This is a genomic window from Streptomyces sp. NPDC002125 (genome assembly GCF_053593715.1).
Genome location: NZ_JBSFDD010000035.1, coordinates 60129 through 77749, shown reverse-complemented (window position 1 = coordinate 77749; position 17621 = coordinate 60129). Strand labels below are relative to the sequence as shown.

The following is a 17621-nucleotide window of genomic DNA, read 5'->3' as shown; positions in this document are numbered from 1 at the left end:
TGGGCGGGGGGGGGGGGGCCCCCCCGGGGCCCCGGGGCCGGGGGTACGGGGGCGGCCCCCCCCCCCCGGGGCCGGGTGTCCTACGGCCGGGCCAGGCTCTGACCTGCACGGATGCCCGGCGGCCTAGGGCCTGGCCTAGGGGTCAATTGCGGATCTTCCGGGCGGCCTCCTGGGCGGCCTCGACGTCCGCCAGGAGGTAGCCGCGGACCCGCTTCTCCTCGCCCGCGACGCGCCACCGCTTGGGCTCCAGTTCCACGCCGGTGCCCTCCAGCTGCTCGTCGATCAGCGCGCCGAGCGCCTTGCCGAACCGGCCCTCGTACGTGGCGTCGTCCTCGTCCTCTGCCTGGGCCCACTGGCGGGGGTTCCAGGCGGCGAACGCGGCCCGCACGTCCGCGAGCGGCACGCGGTCGGCCTCGTCCTTGAACGTGTCGAGCAGGACGTCGAGCACGGTCGCGTTGGCGGCGGCCTGCCCGGGGCGTCCGGGCTTGCCCCGTCCGCCGGGGCCGCCCGCTGCGGAGGTCAGCCCGGTCATCTGGACCAGGTACGCCTCGATCGGGTCGTCCCACTGGCCGGGCAGGCGTCCGGCGGCCCGCCGCAGCTCGACGCCGACGGCGATGATCTCCGACGCCTCCCCCGCGTTCTCCTCGTCGATGAGGAAGGAGCGGGCGAGCTCCTCGGCGATGCCGTCCATGTCCAGCCAGCCCAGGCCCCGCTTGTCGCGGGGGATGTCGTGGGCCCGCATCCCCCGGCCGGTGGCGCCCTTGCCCAGGATCGCGTTCGTGCCGTCGGCGTCGGCGGTCCGCTGGGCCCACCGGCCGGTCATGTTGCCGCGCAGGCCGGCGGGGATGACGTCGACCTCCGGGTGCTGGGTGGCCACCACCAGGAGGACGCCCAGGCCCGCGCCGACGCTGGAAAGGAATTCCAGCCGGGAAAGCCGCGCGGCCGCGCCCGGCACGTTCTTGCGGGTGTACGTCGCCAATTCGTCGATGATGAGGATTTCGATGCTCAGCTGCTTGAGCAGCTTCGCCGTCATCTTCGACTCGCCGAGCGAGGCCAGCAGGTCCTCGCGCCTTTCGATTTCCGCCTCGTAGGCGTCCAGGAGGAAATCGAGCCGGTTGCGCTCGCGGCCGAACATCGTCGCGGCGATCGGCGCGTAGACGAGGTGCTCGCCGGTGGGCTTCCCGTCGACGATGCGCACGTTGATCCGGGGGTCCAGGGCCAGCGCGCAGATCAGGTTCCGCAGCGCCATGCCCTTACCGGTCCGGGTCGCCCCGCCGATCAGCAGCATGATGTCGCGGATCGTCAGGCGCCGGGTCTCCCCGCGCTTGTTGTAGGCGATCGGCGCGCCGTCGTTCCACAGGTCCAGCGGGGTGGTCTGGCCCAGCAGCGGGGACCGGCGCACCTTGTCGAACGGGTCGGAGGTCGCGATCCAGAAGGAGCACCGGGTCGGGTGTCCGTCCTGCTTGATGTCGAGCCAGTTCTCATCGACCTGGAGCGCTCCGGCGATCTCCTCGCGCTTCTCGATGAGCTTGGAGACGGTCACGTGCGCGGGCAGCTTGAACACGCACTGCGCGGCGTTGATGTCTGCCTTCTGGATGAGGCCGACCAGCTGGACCTCGTCGTCCTCCTTGAACGCCGGGACCGCGATCCGCAGCGCCCGGTTGATCTGCGCATCGGTCAACGGGGCGTCCTCGTCGAGCGCGGCCGGCTCGAAGACCACGTAGTCGTCGCCACGGCGGCGGAGTTCGCGTGCGCCGCACGCGTACATGACGCCGATGACCGGGATCAGGGCGGGGAAGGCCATGGCCAGGCCCCACACCTGGGCGATGCCGACGACGGCGGCGGTGTAGGAGGTGAAGCCGGTGGCGGACAGGATGGTCAGGTTCTCGCGGCGGCGGGCCTTGCCGACCTGCTTGCGCTCGGCGCGGAGCTGGGCGACGTCGCCGTTGTCGGCGAAGCCCTTCCTCTTCGCCTCGCGCTTGGCCTCGTCGATGTCGGCGCCGTACTCGGTGGCCAGCAGGTAGCCCCACGCCGCCCCCAGCTCGGCGTACAGGCCGATGGACGAGAGCTTGACGATCCGCCACACGTACACCGGGCTGTGCGCGGCGTGGTATCCGGTGGCGTGCGCGAGGACCTCGCCCCGGTGGCGCCACACGTCGGGGTTGGTGAGCGAGGCGGGGATCAGCGTCTTCAAGCCCCGGCGGCGCTCGTCGTCCAGCTGCTCGATGACGAAGGGCTCGCCGTCGACCTCGGAGGAGAGCTTGACGGTGCCGGTGCTGGCGTCGGCCAAGCCGGCGGCGCTCGTGCGGGCCTCGTTGCGGGCGGCCTGCTCCAGGTGGTCGCGGGCCTCGGGCGGCAGCCGCTTGGTGAGGTCAAGGACCTGTCCGCTCGGTGCGGAGTGGTCGGTGGTCTGGGTCATGATGGGCGGTGTTCCTCTCTGTGGGGGACGGGGGCCCGGCCGGGTCGCGTCAACTTCTCCGGCCGGGCCCCGCGGCGTGCTCGGGGGTGATGGGGCGGGGCTACTTCTCGTCGTCCTTCTTCTTGCTGACCTTCTTCTTCGCCTTGCTCGCCGCCTTCTTGGCGCCGCTCGCGAACCAGCCCGGCAGCTTGGACAGCAGCAGGACCACGACGAAGACGACGACGGCCGCGATGCCGGACTCCTGCCAGGTCCGCCCGTAGTTCACGGGCAGGACCCACAGCGTCGTGATCCCGGCGGGGGCGGCGAGGATCAGCAGGGGCGGCAGGTTGCGCGGGGTCGTTCCGCTCATGCGGTGGGCTCCAGTTCCTTCTCGTTCCGGTCGGTGTCCTGCTGGGCCGCACGGGCCTTCTCGATCTCCTCGGCCATCGCCTCGGCGAACCCGGGCTGCGTCTCCAGCAGGGCCAGCAGCGCGGGCCCGTCCTGGCGGCGGACACCGATCCGGCTGGCGAGGGTGTAGGGGGAGAAGAAGCCGTTCCCGGTCCGCTTGCGCCGGTCGGCCGCAGCCTCGTACGCCAGTTCCCGGGCGACCGGGAACGCCTTGCCCAGGTGCTCGCTCAGGTCGCGTTCCGTTCCGGGCTTCGAGTCGTTCCCGCCGGCCGACTTCGCCGCGTTCCGGGTCGGTGCGGGGGTGTTCCGCTCACCCTGTTCCGCACCGTTCCGCTCGGGGGTCCGAGGGGCCGACTCCTCAGACGGGAACTGGATTTTCGGGTCCTCGGAACGCTCTTCGCCCCCCTCGGAACGGGTCTGCGGGGAGAGCACGGGAACCCACTGGCCCCCGATCCACGGCAGCCCCCGGTACTTCTGGGAACTGAGCCGCGCCTGGGCCTTGAACTCCTCCTTCTGGGCCCGGTCCCGGAACTCCTCCGCACGGGCCCGCATCTCGTCCGCGCGGGCCTGGGCTGCCTCGGCGGAACTCTCCGCGATGGCGGCCTCCGTGGCGGTCGCCTCAAGGGAACGCTTCAGCTCGCGCACCCGGCGGCGGCCCGCCTTGGAACGCGCCCGCTCCATGCGGGCCTCGGCCCGGCGTTGGCGGCGTACCCGTGCGGCCGTCGTGCCCGGCTGGCCGCCGTGGTGCGACTCCCACGCCTGATCCCATGCCTTCTGGACCGTGATCGTCTTGCGGTACGGGGCCCGGATACGCCAGGCGGTCAGCGACACCAGCGGGTGCGCGCTCCACCGGGCGAGCTGCTCGCGCACCTCGGCGGCCGTCCGGCCGCTCTGGGTGTGCTGGAGCAGACCGACCACCAGCTCGAAGGCGAGCACACCGGCGAGCGAGGCGAGCGCGTTGACCTGTCCGGCCGAAGCGCTGGGCGAGTGGAAGAGGTTGAGGCTGGCCGCGATCAGCGCGCTGATGACGGTCATCGCCCGGTAGCGGCCCGCCGGCGCCTTGCGGCGGACGGCCAGGATGGTCAGGGACGCGGAGGTCCAGGTCAGTCCCTCGACCACGCCGGGGACGACCCAGGACCGGGCGCCCAGGTCCTCGCGCATCGCCTCGGCCTGCGCCGGCCATGCGATCCAGACGGACGCCACGATCAGCGCGGCGACGGCCGACACCGCGACGATCACGGGAAGGGCGTGCACCAGGGCCTTGCTGCGGCCCTTCCACTTCTGCACGGCCTCCTTGCGGACCCGTGCCTTCTCCTCGCGGGCGTGCTGGCGGCGGCGGCGCTCGACCTTCTGCCGCTTCTCCTCGATGTCCAGGCTCTTGTCCTCTACGTCGAGCCCGGCGAGCTTCTCGGTCTTGTCGGCCTCGACCTCGGCCTGCTTGGCGCGGGCCCCGGCCTCCTTGGCGGCGGCCTTCCCGACCGTGCGGCGGTCGGTGCGGGTCATCAGAGGGGTGTCGGTCTCGGTGCGGGGTTCGGTGATGGTCATTGGGCGGTGATCTCCTGAGCGCGGGGGGCGGCGGCTCGTACGGGGGGCTTCGGCAGGTTCTGGGTGGCGTAGACCTGGGTGCAGCGGCCCTGCTCGTGCGCCTCGTCGCGGTCGGCCAGGCTGTGGGCGTCCAGGGCCGCGCGGGTCAGCGGGAGGGTGCAGCGGTTCCTCATGTCGTCACCGCCCGAGCGGCCGCGCTGTGGGCGGCGGCGGCGTTGATCCCGCGGCGGGCCATGAGGATCACGCCGAGCGCACCGGCGACCAGGAAGACGGCGGCCGCGATGACGACGACGGCGAGCGCGGCCGCGCCGACGACGATGACGAACAGCGGGATGACCAGGAAGAACAGGCCGGTGTGGAGCTCGTCCACGCGGACGAGGAACAGGCGGATGAAGGCGTTGATCGCCTCGATGGTGCGGGCGTCGAACTTCACGCAGCCCACCCCCCGGCGATCTCGTCGTCCAGGCCGAGGCCGGCGGCGGCGTTCTCGGCGTGCTCCAGCTCGTCGACGACGGCGAGCAGCGCCGGGCGGGGGGCGGTGGTGCGGCGGCGGGCGGTGAGGGCGTCGTGGTCGTCCAGGTCCAGCAGCAGCATGGCGACGAACTCGACGCGGGCGCCCCGGGTGCGGGCGGAGTCGGCCGGGCGGCCGAGGAAGAAGCGTTCCGGCTGTCCGGTCAGGGTGGACAGCGCGTGCAGCGCGGCCCCGAACGGGGGCCTGGCGGCGGTTTCGGTGGTGGTCACGGTTCGTGCCCTTCGTTGTCGGGTTTCGAGAGGTCGTGCCGGGCGGGGAGCCATCCCCGCGGAGTCCTGCTGCGGAAGGTCCGCCCCGGCACAGCGGGCCTTCCGTTTGTCCAGCTCAAGGGCTCATTGCATACCCTTTGTTGGCCACACACATTGTATAGACAATGCGTTTGCCGAGATGAATCCTGCCCCTTTGATCGCCAGGAGTCAAGAGCAAAGTAGACGCGCCGCACATTGAGTAGACAATGAGGGAAGCCGCAGGTAGAACTAAGGCCATGTCACCTAGTCAGAAGCCGCCTGCGCTTTATGTGCGGATCGCGAATGACCTGCGCCAACGCATCAGCGCGGGTGAGTTCGCCTCCGGCCCCCTTCCCACAGAGACCTCGCTCGCGGACAGGTACGCGACCACGCGGGTCACCGTCCGCAAGGGCCTGGACCTGCTGATCCAGGAGGGCCTCATCTACGCGGACCGCCCGCGGGGGCACTTCGTGCGGGTCAGGCGTCCGATGATCTACAGGCCGCAGCAGGAGTTCAGGAAGCGCCCCCTCAGTCCCGAGATGGACAGCTTCCTCACCGAGATGATGGAGCTGGGGCGCGAGGCGTCCCAGACGATCGAAGTCTCGGTGGTGCCGGCGCCCCCCATCGTGCGTGACCGGCTCCGCCTGGAGGAGGGCGAACTGACCACCGTCCGCCGCCGCATCCGGTACCTGGACCGCGAGCCCTACCTCTCGAACGACTCCTACTTTCCCCGCGCGCTCGTCAAGGACAACGACGAGATCATGAACCCCGCCGACATCGCGCGGGGGGCGAACGTCGTCCTGGCCGAGCTCGGCTACGAGCAGGTGCGCACCGTGCGCGAGTACGAGTGGGGGATGCCGGACCCGGCCCAGGCCGCCCGCCTGGGCATCCCGCCCGGCACGTCGATCACCGAAGAAGTCGTCACCGGCTACACCGCCGCCGGGCAGCCGGTCAGATGCGTCATCAACTGCCTGCCCGGGGACCGCATCAAGATGGTGCTGGAGGACGAACGGCCGCGCCTGGGCAACGAACTGACCATCGCCCCGGCCGCTCCGGAGGACCTGGAGACCGTCACGGCCCTGTGGAAGCAGGCCGGGGACTGGCTGCGAGAGCGGGGCATCGATCAGTGGCAGTACGAGCCGCGCACCGACCGAATCCGCGAGAACATCGCCGCCGGGGAGTGCTTCCTGGTCCACGACCAGGGCATAGCGGTCGCCACGATCACTCTCGACACCCACGCCGATCCAGATTTCTGGAGCGCGGACGAGGTCGCCGAGGATGCACTGTACGTGCACCGGATGGTCGTCCGGCGGGACGCCAGCGGCGAGGAACTGGGAAGCGCCCTGCTCGACTGGGCGAGCACCCGGGCCGAGGCCGGCGGGAAGAAGTGGCTGCGCCTCGACGCCTGGCGAACAAACCAAGGGCTCCTCGACTACTACCGCGCACGCGACTTCGAGCTGATCCGCACGGTCCCGGCGGACGGCCGCCAGTCCGGCGCCCTCTTCCAGCGGAAGGCGGGACGCGTCCGCGGTGTGGGCCCCGCTCTGACCGAACCGAACGGCTCCGGGGCTACGCCCGAGGACACGTGACTTCACCCCCCACTACGGTGAGCGTCGGTGACCGCCAGCTCGGCGGCTGATACAAGCCCGACTTTTCCTTGATCACGAACGGTGCGCTGAACCTGCCCGAAGGATGAACCTTCGACTCGGTCCAGCAACGAAGCCCCGTCAAAACACGTTGGAGGACTAAGAGGCAAGGAAGAGGATGTTCGAGTGCGCGCCGTAGCTATCCACTCTCACTGGCTGCGGAACGCAAGAAGCCCCGTCCGAGGACGGGGCCCTGTACGGACTGGCGGGCTCTCACCCCCGCTCAGTCGAAGCTCTCCAAATGCCTGGAGGCCGCTCTTTATGAGCGTACGCAAGACCGTCGCGGTGGACCAGCCCGACTCATCTCCGACTAAGACCACTACGACACGTTTTGACCACTTTGGCCGACTGAGGTCAACAGATTCCCCCTCTCCGGCCAGCCCGGAAGCTCAGGTTTTCCGAAATGACCGTTCTGCTCCTTCTGTCCCCTCGGTCGAACGCACGTCCCTGATCTCGGTAGGCGTCAGCGATGCCATCGTCTCGGCGGTGGTGCCTCGATGAGCAACGAGGCACAGACCTACGTCGCGACCCTGGCCGTGGGCGACATCACGGCGAAGTACGTACTCAGCCGCCTCGCCGACCGGGCTGACGAGCGCTTCTCGTGCTTTCCCTCCGTGGCGCTGCTGGCGGCCGAGGCCGAGAAGTCCGAGCGGGTGATCCAGCGGGCGTTGAAGAGGCTCCGCGAGATGAAGCTGATCTCGGACAAGGAGCGAACCCGGCCGGACAAGTCGACAACGTCCAGCCGGTACTTCCTCCATGGCCCGTGGGACCGCTACGCCGGAACCGGCGTGCCGTTCCCGACGATCACCACGCCGAAGCAGAAGCGCGCCGAGCAGTGGGCCGAGCCGCCGCGTGAGGGCTCCTTCCGGGAAGGGACGGCGGCCGCCGAGGCCCTGGCGGGCAAGACAGCCCCGTTCGCACCTCCTGCATCGGCACCCGACCCTGATCCCCAGCATGCCCAGGCGGCCGACGCTCCCGCTCCGGCCCGCGCGCACGGGGCCGACCAGGGCGGTGCAGCTGCTCCGGCCGCGAAGGGACCGTCCCCGAAGAAGCCGAAGGAGCGGGTCCGGATGAACCGGGAGCAGGCGGCCGCGATGGCGGCTGTCGAGGCTGCCTGGCCCCCCGAACTGGCGGGCCTCCTGCCGAAGTACCGGCCCGATGTCATTCGCGACACGGTCTTGGACGCACTGGCGCACGGGCGTACGGCGGACCAGCTGGTGGCGCGGGTGCAACGGCGGTGGTCGACGCACGGCTACGCGGACGCCCTGCTGGCGCACGACGGCAAGGGCATCGGCTCACCGGTCGGCGTGGCGGTCGCCCTGGTGCGCCCGCCGGCGGAGTGCCCGGACCCGATGTGTGAGGACGGTGTGCTGCTCCCGCTGGAGTCGGCGTGCGTGAAGTGCGAGCAGCGGCGTCTGGACCACCGGGCCGACCGCCGCAACCGGCAGGTACCCGGCCCTCGTGAGGACCGTCGGCCGCGCGGCTGGACGTGTGAGAACCCGGACTGCCGGAAGCCCGGCCGGGGCGAGGCTCCAGCGGACGGTCTGTGCGGCGAGTGCCGCCAGGAGGTCCAGGCGGCGGCCGCGCGGCTGTCGGAGGAGCTCGCAGCCGACGAAGCCGAGCGTCAGCGGGCCGCTGACGCCGCTTCCTGGTCGCAGGTCCTGGAGGACGCGCACGCCGAGCACCAGGAGCGGGAGGAAGAGATCCGGGCCAACGCCGAGCGCGAGCGTCTGAGGGAGGCGGAGGCCGCCGAAAGCCTCCGGATCCGGGAGGAGCTCCTGCGCGAGCACCCGGAGCTCGCGCAGTACGCCCAAGCCTGAGCTGGGGCTCTCAGCCGTATCCGCACCAGCGGGTACGGCTGAGAGCCATGTTCACGTGTCGGTCGAGCGGGTCTGATCCGCGGCCAGCGCCTCCTGGTCGCAGCCGCAGGTGAAGGGCCCGCACTGCTTGCTGAGCCACATCGTGTCCACGAGCGGCAGGCCCTCGGTGGCAGCGCCCAGGGCCTGGCCGTCCTCGCCGACGCGGACGAACGGCTCCGCGTACCTGGCGTTGCAGGCGGTGCACCGGGCGTCGAACCAGTAGGAGAGCTCGCTGTGCCGGGGGGCCGGGATCACGGGGTACCGAGCGCCGCCGTCGTGGAGCTGGACGGTGAGGCCGGCAGTGCAGTCGCAGGGCATGGGGCCAGCCTGCCTACAGATCCGGGGACGAACTCCTCGCCGAGCGGGTCTCGACCAGACGGCTCGCAATCCCGGTCTGAGGCCTGAATCGGCGCTCCTAGCCCATCAGGCCTCTATTCGATCGTTTCCGCAGGTCAAGCATGGGGTGACGTCTACGACACCCCATCGGCCCGAAACTCCCCTTCCCTTAACTCGACCGTTTCCGCAGGTCAGCAGGGGGTGACGTGTACGACACCCCCCCGGGTGACGTGTACGACACCCCCCCCGGTGACGTGTACGACACCCCTTTAACCAACAGCTACAACCCACAAGTCTGAGTTCATGAGCGCCTCCAGCGCGTCAGCGCATCTGACGCCGGAGGCTTATCTGCGGGTAGTAGCGCGTGCGGGCGCGCGAAGGCGGCTCTGCCGCGATCGACGGCGCGAGCGCCGCAAGAAGTCCCCTCGTCAACGCAGCATCGGAGGCGACCCGTCGGCCGACATCCGATCGAACAGCCCGCCTGCCGTAGCCAGCGCTCTTTCCGCCTGGATCCGCAGGTCGTACACAGCCCGTCACCAGAACAGGCCGGTCGATCCTCCGCCTGGAATCAGGTGTCGGGCTCTGGCACTGGGGGCTCCGCGCCCCCAGACCCCCCGCCAGCGCCAGGGGCGCGCTGGACCGCCCCTGCCCTGGGGGGCGCCTCCCCCCAGACCCCCCACCAGCGCCTTTCGGCTGCGCTGGACCAGCCACTGCCGCCTGCCCTCAAGTGCTCGGCCGCTCCGCTGCGCTCCACGGCCTGCGCGCTTGACCACTCGGGCCCTGGGGCCCTCCCTGGGCAGTTGCCCCAGGAGTCAGCGGCTGGGCTCCGTGGTGGGCTGAGGCGATTCCTCCGCACCGTCGTTGTCCGTCGGCACCGTCGTGGTGACCGCGAAGGGCTGAGGTCGAGGGAGGGCCAGGAGGAGCTGGAGCCCGGTGGAGAAGGCGCCGGTCGGCCCGGGGTCGGGGAGGAGAAAAGCAGCTCGCAAGGAGGGGCGTCCGCCGAGGCCCGGACTACCAGCGCGGGCGCGAAGGAGATCTACGTTCAGCAGCAGGTCCATGACGACCTCCGGGGGGTGCGGGACCTGGTGGTTGCTCACCGGCACGTACAACCCATCGGTACATCCCGCCCTGGTGACCACCCGCATGTACTACGTAGTTAGAGGCAAAGATCGTTTCCGCAGGTCAGAGCGTTTCTGTATGTACGTTTCACGACAGACGTGTGTAAGAACGAGCAGCACCCTTCCCATTTTCGGGAAAATGCCGGGCGCGCTCTCAACTCGCCAGGTCAAGGGGGGCTGCGTCCCGGAATCGGGAAGGGTGTGTATGCTGCCGCCCATCGATTCCCGATCCCGGGAAAATCCTAGGCAGGGGGCCATGGCCAGGCGCAGCGGAGTGAACAGCCAGACCGGCGAGCTGGTCCAGATCCAGATGCTCCCCGGCTTCGAGGAGCCCCCGCCGCCCAAGAAGCCCCCGGTTTCATACAGCTGGCGCGGCCGCCACATGAACGTCTCCAAGGAGATGGGCGCCGCTGTCTGGCGGGCCGACTCAGGGTTCGATCAGAAGGACCGGGACGTCCTCGGCTTCTACCTCTTCAACACGAAGCAGGACAAGCCCGGAGTGGACCTCCGGATCGAGATGACCTTTGACGAGATCGGGGAGGTGCTCGGGATGAACCCCCGGGCCGTCTCGAAGTCAGTCAGGAAGCTCCATGAGCGTGGCTTCCTTCTGGCCGCCGGAGGAATTGCCAAGGTTGTCTTTTACCGGCTCAACGCTCGCTTCGGCTACGACGGTAGCGCCGAGGACCAGGTGAAGGCCGTCGCGGACATGAGGCATCCTGTAATCCCGACAGGCGAGGCGCAGCCTGCTGCATCACGCCCCCGCCGGCCCCGGCCTGCCAAGGTGCGGCCGTCCAAGGAGGTCCAGTGATGAGCTCCCCCGCCGAGCACCTCGACGCCGGACGATGGCTGACCCGCGAGCAGCTGCACGAGCTGCTATGCGTCTCGGGCAGCATCTCCGCCCCCGCGTCCAAACTCCTGATGTACGTCGCGTCCAAGGTCCCCCTCGGTGAGCGTGTCGGCCAGTCGGCCCCCGAGATCGGCAAGCGGATGGGGATGAGCAGCTCGGCGACCTACCGGGCCGTGGGTGTGCTCCTGGAGGACGGCTGGCTGGAGGAGGCTGGACTGCTTGCCGGCGTGAGGGTCTACCGGGCAGGACCAGCCGTCTACATGGGGCTCGGGATCTCCAAGTCGGCCGACACGTCCGGCGACCAGGCTGACCGCCCCCTCGCGACCGTCCGCCACCTCCCCGTTCCTTCGCCGATGCCCTGACATCCAGTCGCCCGAAGGGCCCCCTCCTCGTCACCGCGAGAAGGGGGCCCTTCGCGTTCCACCGCCGCCCTTTGCCCGTACGTCCGTAAGGTGGTAATGTTTTGCGTGTTGGAAGGGGGTGGCACCCCGACCGGCATTCACTCGGAACCCACCGCAGGAGGATGCAATGCAGACGGATGCGACTCGACCGGCCCGTACGGATGATCCGCTGGAGAAGGCGCTGGCCTCGGCGGCCGCCGAGATCGCGAGGCTCGACGGGAAGGCTGGCGCCATGCTCACCGCGTCGAGTCTCGTCGCGGCGATCCTCGTGGGCGTCGTCCCGAACGCGGACCTGTCAGGCCCTGTGGCGGTACTGGTCGGCCTGGGCGTGCTGCTGAACGTGGCCGCGATGGTTGCCGTCCTGCTGGTGATCCGTTCCCGCCTCGGTCGTCCGGAGACGATCCGCGGTTCGTTCCTGCACTGGGCGACGCTGACACCGGAGGAGCTGGCGGAGGAGCTGACCCAGGACCGGCGGGCGGCCCAGGCGGTCGCTCTGTCCCGAATCGCTCTCGGCAAGCACCGCCTGGTGCGCCTCGCGGTCGACCTGACGGTGGCGGCCGCCGGTGTCCTCGCCGTCTCGCTGCTTGTCGCCCTGTTCTGACCAGGCCTTCCCCCCGGCCCGTTGGTTGCGGCCAACGGGCCGGGGGCCGTCCGCCCGGAGGTGTTGGCTCAAGCCAACCGCCCCGGGACGACCGCGCCGCACCCAGTCACTCGGAACCCACCGCCCCGCGAGCCCCGTATAGCCGGTCAGGGGATAATGAGTCCCCCGCACGACGCCTTCCTCCCTCGGGTCCGTGGGCCTTGTAGGCCCACTCCCCCTCGGGACACCCGGACCGACGTGCCGCAACGAGCCCCCGTGACGCAGTAGCGCCGTCTCCGGCCGTCAGCGGAGCGCAGGGAACCGATGGGCACCGGGCCCGGCCCATGGCCACGGCACGGCAGGGTCAAGCGCAGCGGAGCCAAAGGTGATCCTGAAGAGCGCGAGGACTAATTATCCCCCTGTCTTGAGAGTGCGCGCCCAAGGGCGCGCGAAAGAGGGGCGGAGGGGTGGGGCGGGGCCGTGGCCGGGGTCGAGCCCCACCCCTCGGCCCGTCCCGGGCTGAGCAGGCCCCGCCCCACCCCTCCGCGCTGCTTCTCGTCCGTGCTCCCCTGACCCGCCGTTGCAGTCTGCGGACCGTGGGGGGATGAACAGATGAAAGGACGCGCTTCGCGCGGCGACAGAAGAAGCAAGGCGCCGTACCGGTGCAGGTAGTGACGCATCATTGGGCCTCAACCCCCCCAGGAATGGGCCTGATTCGCCCTCTCCCGCACGCATAGAGCCCCCGGGCCCGATTCCGTGCCGCACGGTCTGCTGGGCGCTCTGAGGGGCTTGTGTGGCCTCGCGGGGTGGATGGGGCCTCCCGGCGCCGGCCGCCGGTCCCGGGAACCTCCGGCGACCAAGATTGCCAAACCGTGCGTTAGCACTCTCCGTAACCAGGCTGACCCTGGCGTTCCCGGTCTGCGGCCACGGTGAGTCACCGGAATCCGGTTCGCCGAGACAGGCCGTTGAACTGCGGCAATGCTCCTTAAATGCACGTTTTTGCGATCTTGGCCGTCGGCTGATTCCGGCGGGCTGCGACCCGTGTCAACTTTCCGGTGACAAGGCGGCTGACGCCGCGGCGGTCACCCATCCTGGTGGCGCTGCCCGCGTCGGACGACGTGGCGGCCGCCGCCTGCCCCACGGTGATCACATGCCTCGCCTCGCTGCCCTGCTCGTCCCCCTCGTGCTGCTCACCGCCTCGGCTTGCGTGAGCGTCCCGGCCGCCGGACGTCCGGCCACCCCCCCGGCGGCTCCGGCTCCCGGGGCTGCTCCCTGTTCAGGCGGTCGTCGCCAGCGCGGCGGCTGCCGCACGGGCGATGTCTGGGTTGGCCCGGATCGCCGCGGCGACCTCCTCGGCGCTCGGTCCGGCGCCCTGGGCGGGCACGGTGCGGCAGACCCGTTCCTTCAGTTCGCTCAGGAACGTCAGGGTGGGGGTGTACTCGGTGACCGCCTCCACGTCCTGGTCGTGGGCAAGGTCGGCGCACACCGCCTCCAGGGCCTCCCGCAGGCTGATCAGGGCCGTCCCCAGCTGCTGAGGGCATCGAGCCCTGGCCAGAGCGGGGTGCTTCCGGGTCGGTGCGTACGCCTTGCCCAAGGTGTGGGCGACTGCCTGGAGGTGGCCCGCAGCCTCGTAGAGCGTCTCGCCCGGGTGCCCCAGGCTGTTCAGCGGGCTGTAGTCGCGGCCGTCGGCGTCCTTGGAGAACTGCCGGTCGATGCCCAGGACCTTCAGCCCGTGGACGGTGGCCAGCATGTTCACGGTGTGGCTCACGGTGTGGCCGGCCTGAGCGACGCACTCGACCATGCGGTTCACGGTGCCGCGGCGCTCCTTCGCGGTGGTCCCCTCGACCTCGGCGACCAGGGCCTTGTGCTCGGCTCCGAGCTGCTCGAAGACGGTCACGAGCTGGGTCACCGCCTGGGGCAGGCGGTCGCGGTCAGCTGCGGGAGGCTCGCTCATCGGGCTCCCTCTCATTCGGTGGCGCGGCGACAGGTCGCGGCGCCGCGTGCGACGGCGCGCCGGTCGGTCGCGCCGTCGCGTACAACGGCGGCCGCTCCACCAGGACACGGCCCGGGGGGGGAACGTGCCCAACATGGCCGTTTTCCCCTGGATTTGGTCGGCGGCACCGGTACCCTGGGGGCGGGCATCGCGTAGGCCCAAGCCCGCCGTCCGGCCCATGACCAGACGGCATGACGGGCAAAGGTGCCAGGGCCCTCCGGGCTCGGTCAGCTGTCACGTGACAGCGCGCCAGCGCACGAGTTCCTCACCGTCGTCTTCGACGACCTCCTCCGTCGTGCGCTGATCTCGTGCGCGCCGGGTCATGGGACCGTGCCGCGCCGAAAAGAGTCAGCTGTGTCGAAGAGCGAGAAGAAGAACCGCCGCCGCAAGAGCCACGCGGAGCGGGAGCGGATCAAAGCCAAGAAGGCCGCCAGCGGCGCCTCGTACACCTCCGCCCAGTCGGGCACCGCGCACCACCACCAGGGCCCCGAGATCGGCCCGGTCGACGGGTCCGGCTTCGGCACCGACCGGCAGGCCGACATGCAGACGGCTACCGCGCTGATCGGGGCCTGCGTGGAGAAGTGCCGACCGTGCCAGGCCAGCCTCGCGGACAAAATCCTCGCCGGTGACCGGCTCGTCGTCGCCAGCCTCGCCGGCACCGCCTACTCGCTGCTCCCCTCCCCCGGCGCCACGTGCTCCCCGGCCACTCGGCGGTTCCACGCCGTGGCCCACGACACCGGACGCCCCGGCTACGGCCCGGCGGTCCTCGCCGCGGTCGAGGAGTTGAACCAGGAGGACCTGGAGGCGCTCCTGGAGGACACCCTCGACGTGTGGGTGGCCATCGCCGAGACCGCCCCGGCCGCAGAGACCGGCACCCCGGACCAGGAGGCGGGCGCGGAGGAGAGGGACGCACACCGCTACTCCGCAGCGAGCGGGACCGCCTACCTGATGAGCGCGGGCATCGACCAGCTGCTGAGCGTGGAGGAGATGCGGGGCCTGGTCGAGCACGCGGAGAAGTCCGCCGTCTCGGGCGACCCGGTGGTGTGCTTCCTGTGTGACGAGCCGATCGACGTGACGGCGGAGCCGGAGGTCCACGTCGGAGTGAGCACCCGGACCCTGGCCATCGACGGCCGCCAGCTCGACACAGTGCAACCGGTGTGGACGCATCCCGGCTGCGGCCGTACCCGCATCTGGCCGTGGCCGGAGCTGATGGCGGAGCGCCAGCGCCGCGGCCTGTACGTGGCCCCCGAGGACCGCCAGCCCGAGAAGTCGACCGTGCCGGGCCCGCGGAACGCCGACTACACCCACTTCAGCGTCGCCCGGCAGCCGGGCGGCGGGATGGTGCCCCTGGTCCTCGTCGAGCCGGGCGAGCCCGACGAGTACGGGATCGAGGGGTACCTGGCGGCCCGCCTGTCCGAGGGGTTCAAGCCCGTCGACCTGGGCGGGGGCCAGCCCTTCCCGGTGCTGGACGGATGGCACCTGCGGTGCGAGCGCGGCCGGATGGTCTCGGTGATGCGCGCGGGCGGCGGAGCCTGGTACCGGCAGGAAGGCGGATACGCGACCCCGGGCAACTGGCGGCAGGCGGCCCGCCAGCGAAAGGCGCTGTTCCTGGTCGTGCCCGCGGGCACCGTGGGCGACCGGCAGGGCGACGACTGGCTGGCAGCGGTGAGCCGGGCCGCCGAGGCCGGCCACGTGCTGGGCGGTCTGGTCGCGGTCCGCGGGACGCTGTCATGAGCGGCCGCAAGACCCTGCCCGGGGTCGCGCGCGTACGGATCACCGGCGACGACGCAGCGACGCAGGCCCTGCTCGACGCCCTCGCGGAGCACTTCACCGTGACGGACCCCGACCCCTACAGCGGCAGCCGCAGCTACCTGGAGGTCGACACCCGCCCCGGCTCGGCCCCGCGCGGCACCGGCGCCGAGGACGACCAGCTCGACGTGCCCATGGCCTCGAAGCACCGGCCCGCCGAGGTGTCTTCCACGGTCGCGGTGATGATGGCGCGCCAGATCAACGCGGCGCACCTGCACCTGTCCCAGTTCCGGAACCTGGTGCAGACGTACGGGGACGGCCTGGTCCCCGAGTGGCCGAAGCCCGGCCAGACCCCGGACAACCCGGTGGACCAGACGCTCAGCACGGCGTCGCGGCTGCTGTACGAGTTGCGGGAGTGGAGCAGCCACACCGCCCACGCCTCCGGCGCGGTCCCGGTCCTGCCGGAGATCATCGCTGCGTCCGAGGAGCAGCGCCGGGCCGAAGCGGCGCTCTACCCGCCGGGCGGGTGGTGCGCTCTGCCGGGCGGCACGATGCCGCCGCCCGGCGAGGAGCGGGAGGCGAAGAGCGCGGCGGACCCGATCGCGGCGCAGCTGCTCGGGCCGGTGCCGGAGAAGCGCTACAGCGCGCGGGCCTCGGGCATGTCGGTGCAGCGGGCGCTCCCCGCGGTCGCGGACACCCCGGCGGCCGCCGTGTGGACGGCAGAGCGGGCGCTGTACGGCTACGTCTGCCAGCACTGGGAGACGCCCGGCGACACTCCGGCCGATCTCGCGGCCGCCGTCGACGGCCTGGACGAGCTCGCCGATACCTTCACCAGCGCCTGCACCTACGTCCTGGGCGAGATCAGGCGCCGCATGGACGAGGGGCTGCTGGTCGACGTCGACGAAGACGCCTTCACCGAGTCGGCGGCCGCCGTGCGCGCGCAGCTCGGCATCGAGCCGGAGCGGGTGCCCAAGCTCGCGTACGCCCTGTCGCGCGTGCGTCAGGCGATGACCGGGGCGCGGGCGGCGTTGCCGGCGGCGGCGGGCGGCACTCGCGCCTTCGACGCCCTGGCGCAGGCGAGGGCCCTCGGTGCCCTCGACGGCAAGACGCTCCCGGAGGTACGCCGCGAGCTGGGCAGTGAACGGCACTGGCAACGGCACCGCTCGAAGACCCGGATGCCGGACTACACCGCGGCGGACTGGCTGCGGCGGGCCATGCACTGGATGCACGCCGCCGGCGTGAACGCGTACGACCACGGGGTGCACCTGGCCGCCGAACGGCACCCGGAGCGTTCGGGCCTGCCGATCGGCACCCCGGCCGTCATCGAGGACGGGGGCGAGCGATGAGCCGGAGCGCGGTTCGCGCGGCCGTGGGCCCGCAGGTGGCCGCCCTGACGATGGTGCGGTCGCTGATGGGCGGAGCGCTGGAGAGGAAGGGCCTGGAGCAGACCGTGGACCAGGCCCGGGGCGGCGTCCGCGAGGGCCTGCGCTACATGTCGGATTGGGCGCGCGGCGCGGACCTGCGGGCCGAGATCGTGCCCATCGTGTGCGCGCTGGGCCGTACGGCGGTCGTCGGCCTGTCCATCACGCAGGACGGCGATCCGGTGGCGGTGAGCGAGTGGCTCGACGTCCAGGCCCGTACGGTGCGCGAGCAGCCGGTCAGTCTGACGGTCGAGCATCCGGCGGACTCGGTCGTCGTCGACGTCGCCGCGGTGTTCGCCGAGGAGCTGCACCACAGCGGTGAAGCCGCCCCGGCGGCGCTGGAGGCCAGGGACCAGCGGGCCACCGAGCTCGTGGTCGCGTGGGAACGGCCGGGCGCAGCGATGCGGGACCATGTCGAACTGCTGCTGTGCGGCGGCTGGTTCGCTTCGGTGACACTGGCCCACGCCTTCCGCTTCGACGGGGCTCGGATGCAGGAGTACGTGGAGAGCCACGCCCGCGCCCTGATCCTGGCGGGTCGCCGCTGAGCCGGGCCGCGCGGCC

17 protein-coding genes are annotated in these 17621 nt (G+C 71.1%); 8 read left to right on the top strand and 9 right to left on the bottom strand.

Going from position 1 to position 17621, the window contains the following annotated elements:
* Positions 1–142: 142 nt before the first annotated feature.
* The 6 genes from ACWCQM_RS36960 to ACWCQM_RS36935 form a co-directional block, all read right to left on the bottom strand.
* Positions 143–2419 carry a hypothetical protein gene (locus ACWCQM_RS36960; RefSeq protein WP_450919464.1) on the bottom strand — a complete coding sequence of 759 codons (2277 nt, stop codon included), beginning with the start codon at positions 2417–2419 and terminating at the stop codon, positions 143–145.
* Positions 2420–2519: 100 nt separating this feature from the next.
* Complete coding sequence (locus ACWCQM_RS36955) at positions 2520–2768, bottom strand: hypothetical protein (protein WP_450919463.1); 249 nt, start codon at positions 2766–2768, stop codon at positions 2520–2522.
* Positions 2765–4351 (bottom strand): DUF2637 domain-containing protein, encoded by a 1587-nt coding sequence (locus ACWCQM_RS36950; RefSeq protein WP_450919462.1) that lies wholly within the window; start codon positions 4349–4351, stop codon positions 2765–2767. The genes ACWCQM_RS36955 and ACWCQM_RS36950 overlap by 4 nt, the downstream gene beginning before the upstream one ends.
* Positions 4348–4524, bottom strand: a complete 177-nt coding sequence (locus tag ACWCQM_RS36945; RefSeq protein ID WP_450919461.1) for a hypothetical protein — start codon at positions 4522–4524, stop codon at positions 4348–4350. Before ACWCQM_RS36945 ends, ACWCQM_RS36950 begins: the two co-directional genes overlap by 4 nt.
* Complete coding sequence (locus tag ACWCQM_RS36940) at positions 4521–4784, bottom strand: hypothetical protein (RefSeq protein WP_241845059.1); 264 nt, start codon at positions 4782–4784, stop codon at positions 4521–4523. The genes ACWCQM_RS36945 and ACWCQM_RS36940 overlap by 4 nt, the downstream gene beginning before the upstream one ends.
* Positions 4781–5092 carry a hypothetical protein gene (locus ACWCQM_RS36935; RefSeq protein WP_365865883.1) on the bottom strand — a complete coding sequence of 104 codons (312 nt, stop codon included), beginning with the start codon at positions 5090–5092 and terminating at the stop codon, positions 4781–4783. Before ACWCQM_RS36935 ends, ACWCQM_RS36940 begins: the two co-directional genes overlap by 4 nt.
* Positions 5093–5367: 275 nt before the next feature.
* Here ACWCQM_RS36935 and ACWCQM_RS36930 point away from each other — a divergent pair, with 275 nt between their 5' ends.
* Together ACWCQM_RS36930 and ACWCQM_RS36925 are read left to right on the top strand one after the other, a co-directional pair.
* Positions 5368–6699: a GNAT family N-acetyltransferase gene (locus ACWCQM_RS36930; protein ID WP_450919460.1), complete on the top strand. Its 1332-nt coding sequence runs from the start codon at positions 5368–5370 to the stop codon at positions 6697–6699.
* A 554-nt stretch (positions 6700–7253) separates the two neighbouring features.
* The gene (locus ACWCQM_RS36925; RefSeq protein WP_450919459.1) at positions 7254–8576 is read left to right on the top strand and encodes a helix-turn-helix domain-containing protein; all 1323 of its coding nucleotides are present in this window, start codon (positions 7254–7256) and stop codon (positions 8574–8576) included.
* A 51-nt stretch (positions 8577–8627) separates the two neighbouring features.
* Here the strand turns inward: ACWCQM_RS36925 and ACWCQM_RS36920 are convergent, their stop codons facing one another.
* A complete protein-coding gene (locus tag ACWCQM_RS36920) occupies positions 8628–8933 on the bottom strand; it encodes a hypothetical protein (protein WP_450919458.1) in 306 nt (101 codons plus the stop codon).
* 830 nt (positions 8934–9763) lie between these two features.
* A complete protein-coding gene (locus ACWCQM_RS36915) occupies positions 9764–10048 on the bottom strand; it encodes a hypothetical protein (RefSeq protein WP_450919457.1) in 285 nt (94 codons plus the stop codon).
* Between the two features lie 277 nt (positions 10049–10325).
* On the opposite strand from ACWCQM_RS36915, the gene ACWCQM_RS36910 reads away from it, so the two are divergent.
* From ACWCQM_RS36910 to ACWCQM_RS36900, 3 genes are all read left to right on the top strand, one after another.
* Complete coding sequence (locus ACWCQM_RS36910) at positions 10326–10877, top strand: hypothetical protein (RefSeq protein WP_450919456.1); 552 nt, start codon at positions 10326–10328, stop codon at positions 10875–10877.
* Positions 10877–11278 (top strand): hypothetical protein, encoded by a 402-nt coding sequence (locus ACWCQM_RS36905; protein ID WP_450919455.1) that lies wholly within the window; start codon positions 10877–10879, stop codon positions 11276–11278. The genes ACWCQM_RS36910 and ACWCQM_RS36905 overlap by 1 nt, the downstream gene beginning before the upstream one ends.
* A gap of 166 nt (positions 11279–11444) precedes the next feature.
* Positions 11445–11918, top strand: coding sequence for a Pycsar system effector family protein (locus ACWCQM_RS36900; protein WP_450919454.1), 474 nt, complete (start codon positions 11445–11447; stop codon positions 11916–11918).
* 1255 nt (positions 11919–13173) lie between these two features.
* Here ACWCQM_RS36900 and ACWCQM_RS36895 read toward each other — a convergent pair.
* Complete coding sequence (locus ACWCQM_RS36895; RefSeq protein ID WP_450919453.1) at positions 13174–13851, bottom strand: hypothetical protein; 678 nt, start codon at positions 13849–13851, stop codon at positions 13174–13176.
* A 393-nt stretch (positions 13852–14244) separates the two neighbouring features.
* Here ACWCQM_RS36895 and ACWCQM_RS36890 point away from each other — a divergent pair, with 393 nt between their 5' ends.
* The 3 genes from ACWCQM_RS36890 to ACWCQM_RS36880 are packed head-to-tail and all read left to right on the top strand — an operon-like array spanning position 14245 to position 17605.
* A complete protein-coding gene (locus ACWCQM_RS36890; protein ID WP_450919452.1) occupies positions 14245–15624 on the top strand; it encodes a hypothetical protein in 1380 nt (459 codons plus the stop codon).
* On the top strand, positions 15621–16985 hold the full coding sequence (locus ACWCQM_RS36885) for a hypothetical protein (protein ID WP_450919451.1): 1365 nt from the start codon (positions 15621–15623) through the stop codon (positions 16983–16985). The genes ACWCQM_RS36890 and ACWCQM_RS36885 overlap by 4 nt, the downstream gene beginning before the upstream one ends.
* Positions 16982–17605 (top strand): hypothetical protein, encoded by a 624-nt coding sequence (locus ACWCQM_RS36880; RefSeq protein ID WP_450919450.1) that lies wholly within the window; start codon positions 16982–16984, stop codon positions 17603–17605. The genes ACWCQM_RS36885 and ACWCQM_RS36880 overlap by 4 nt, the downstream gene beginning before the upstream one ends.
* Positions 17606–17621 lie beyond the last annotated feature (16 nt).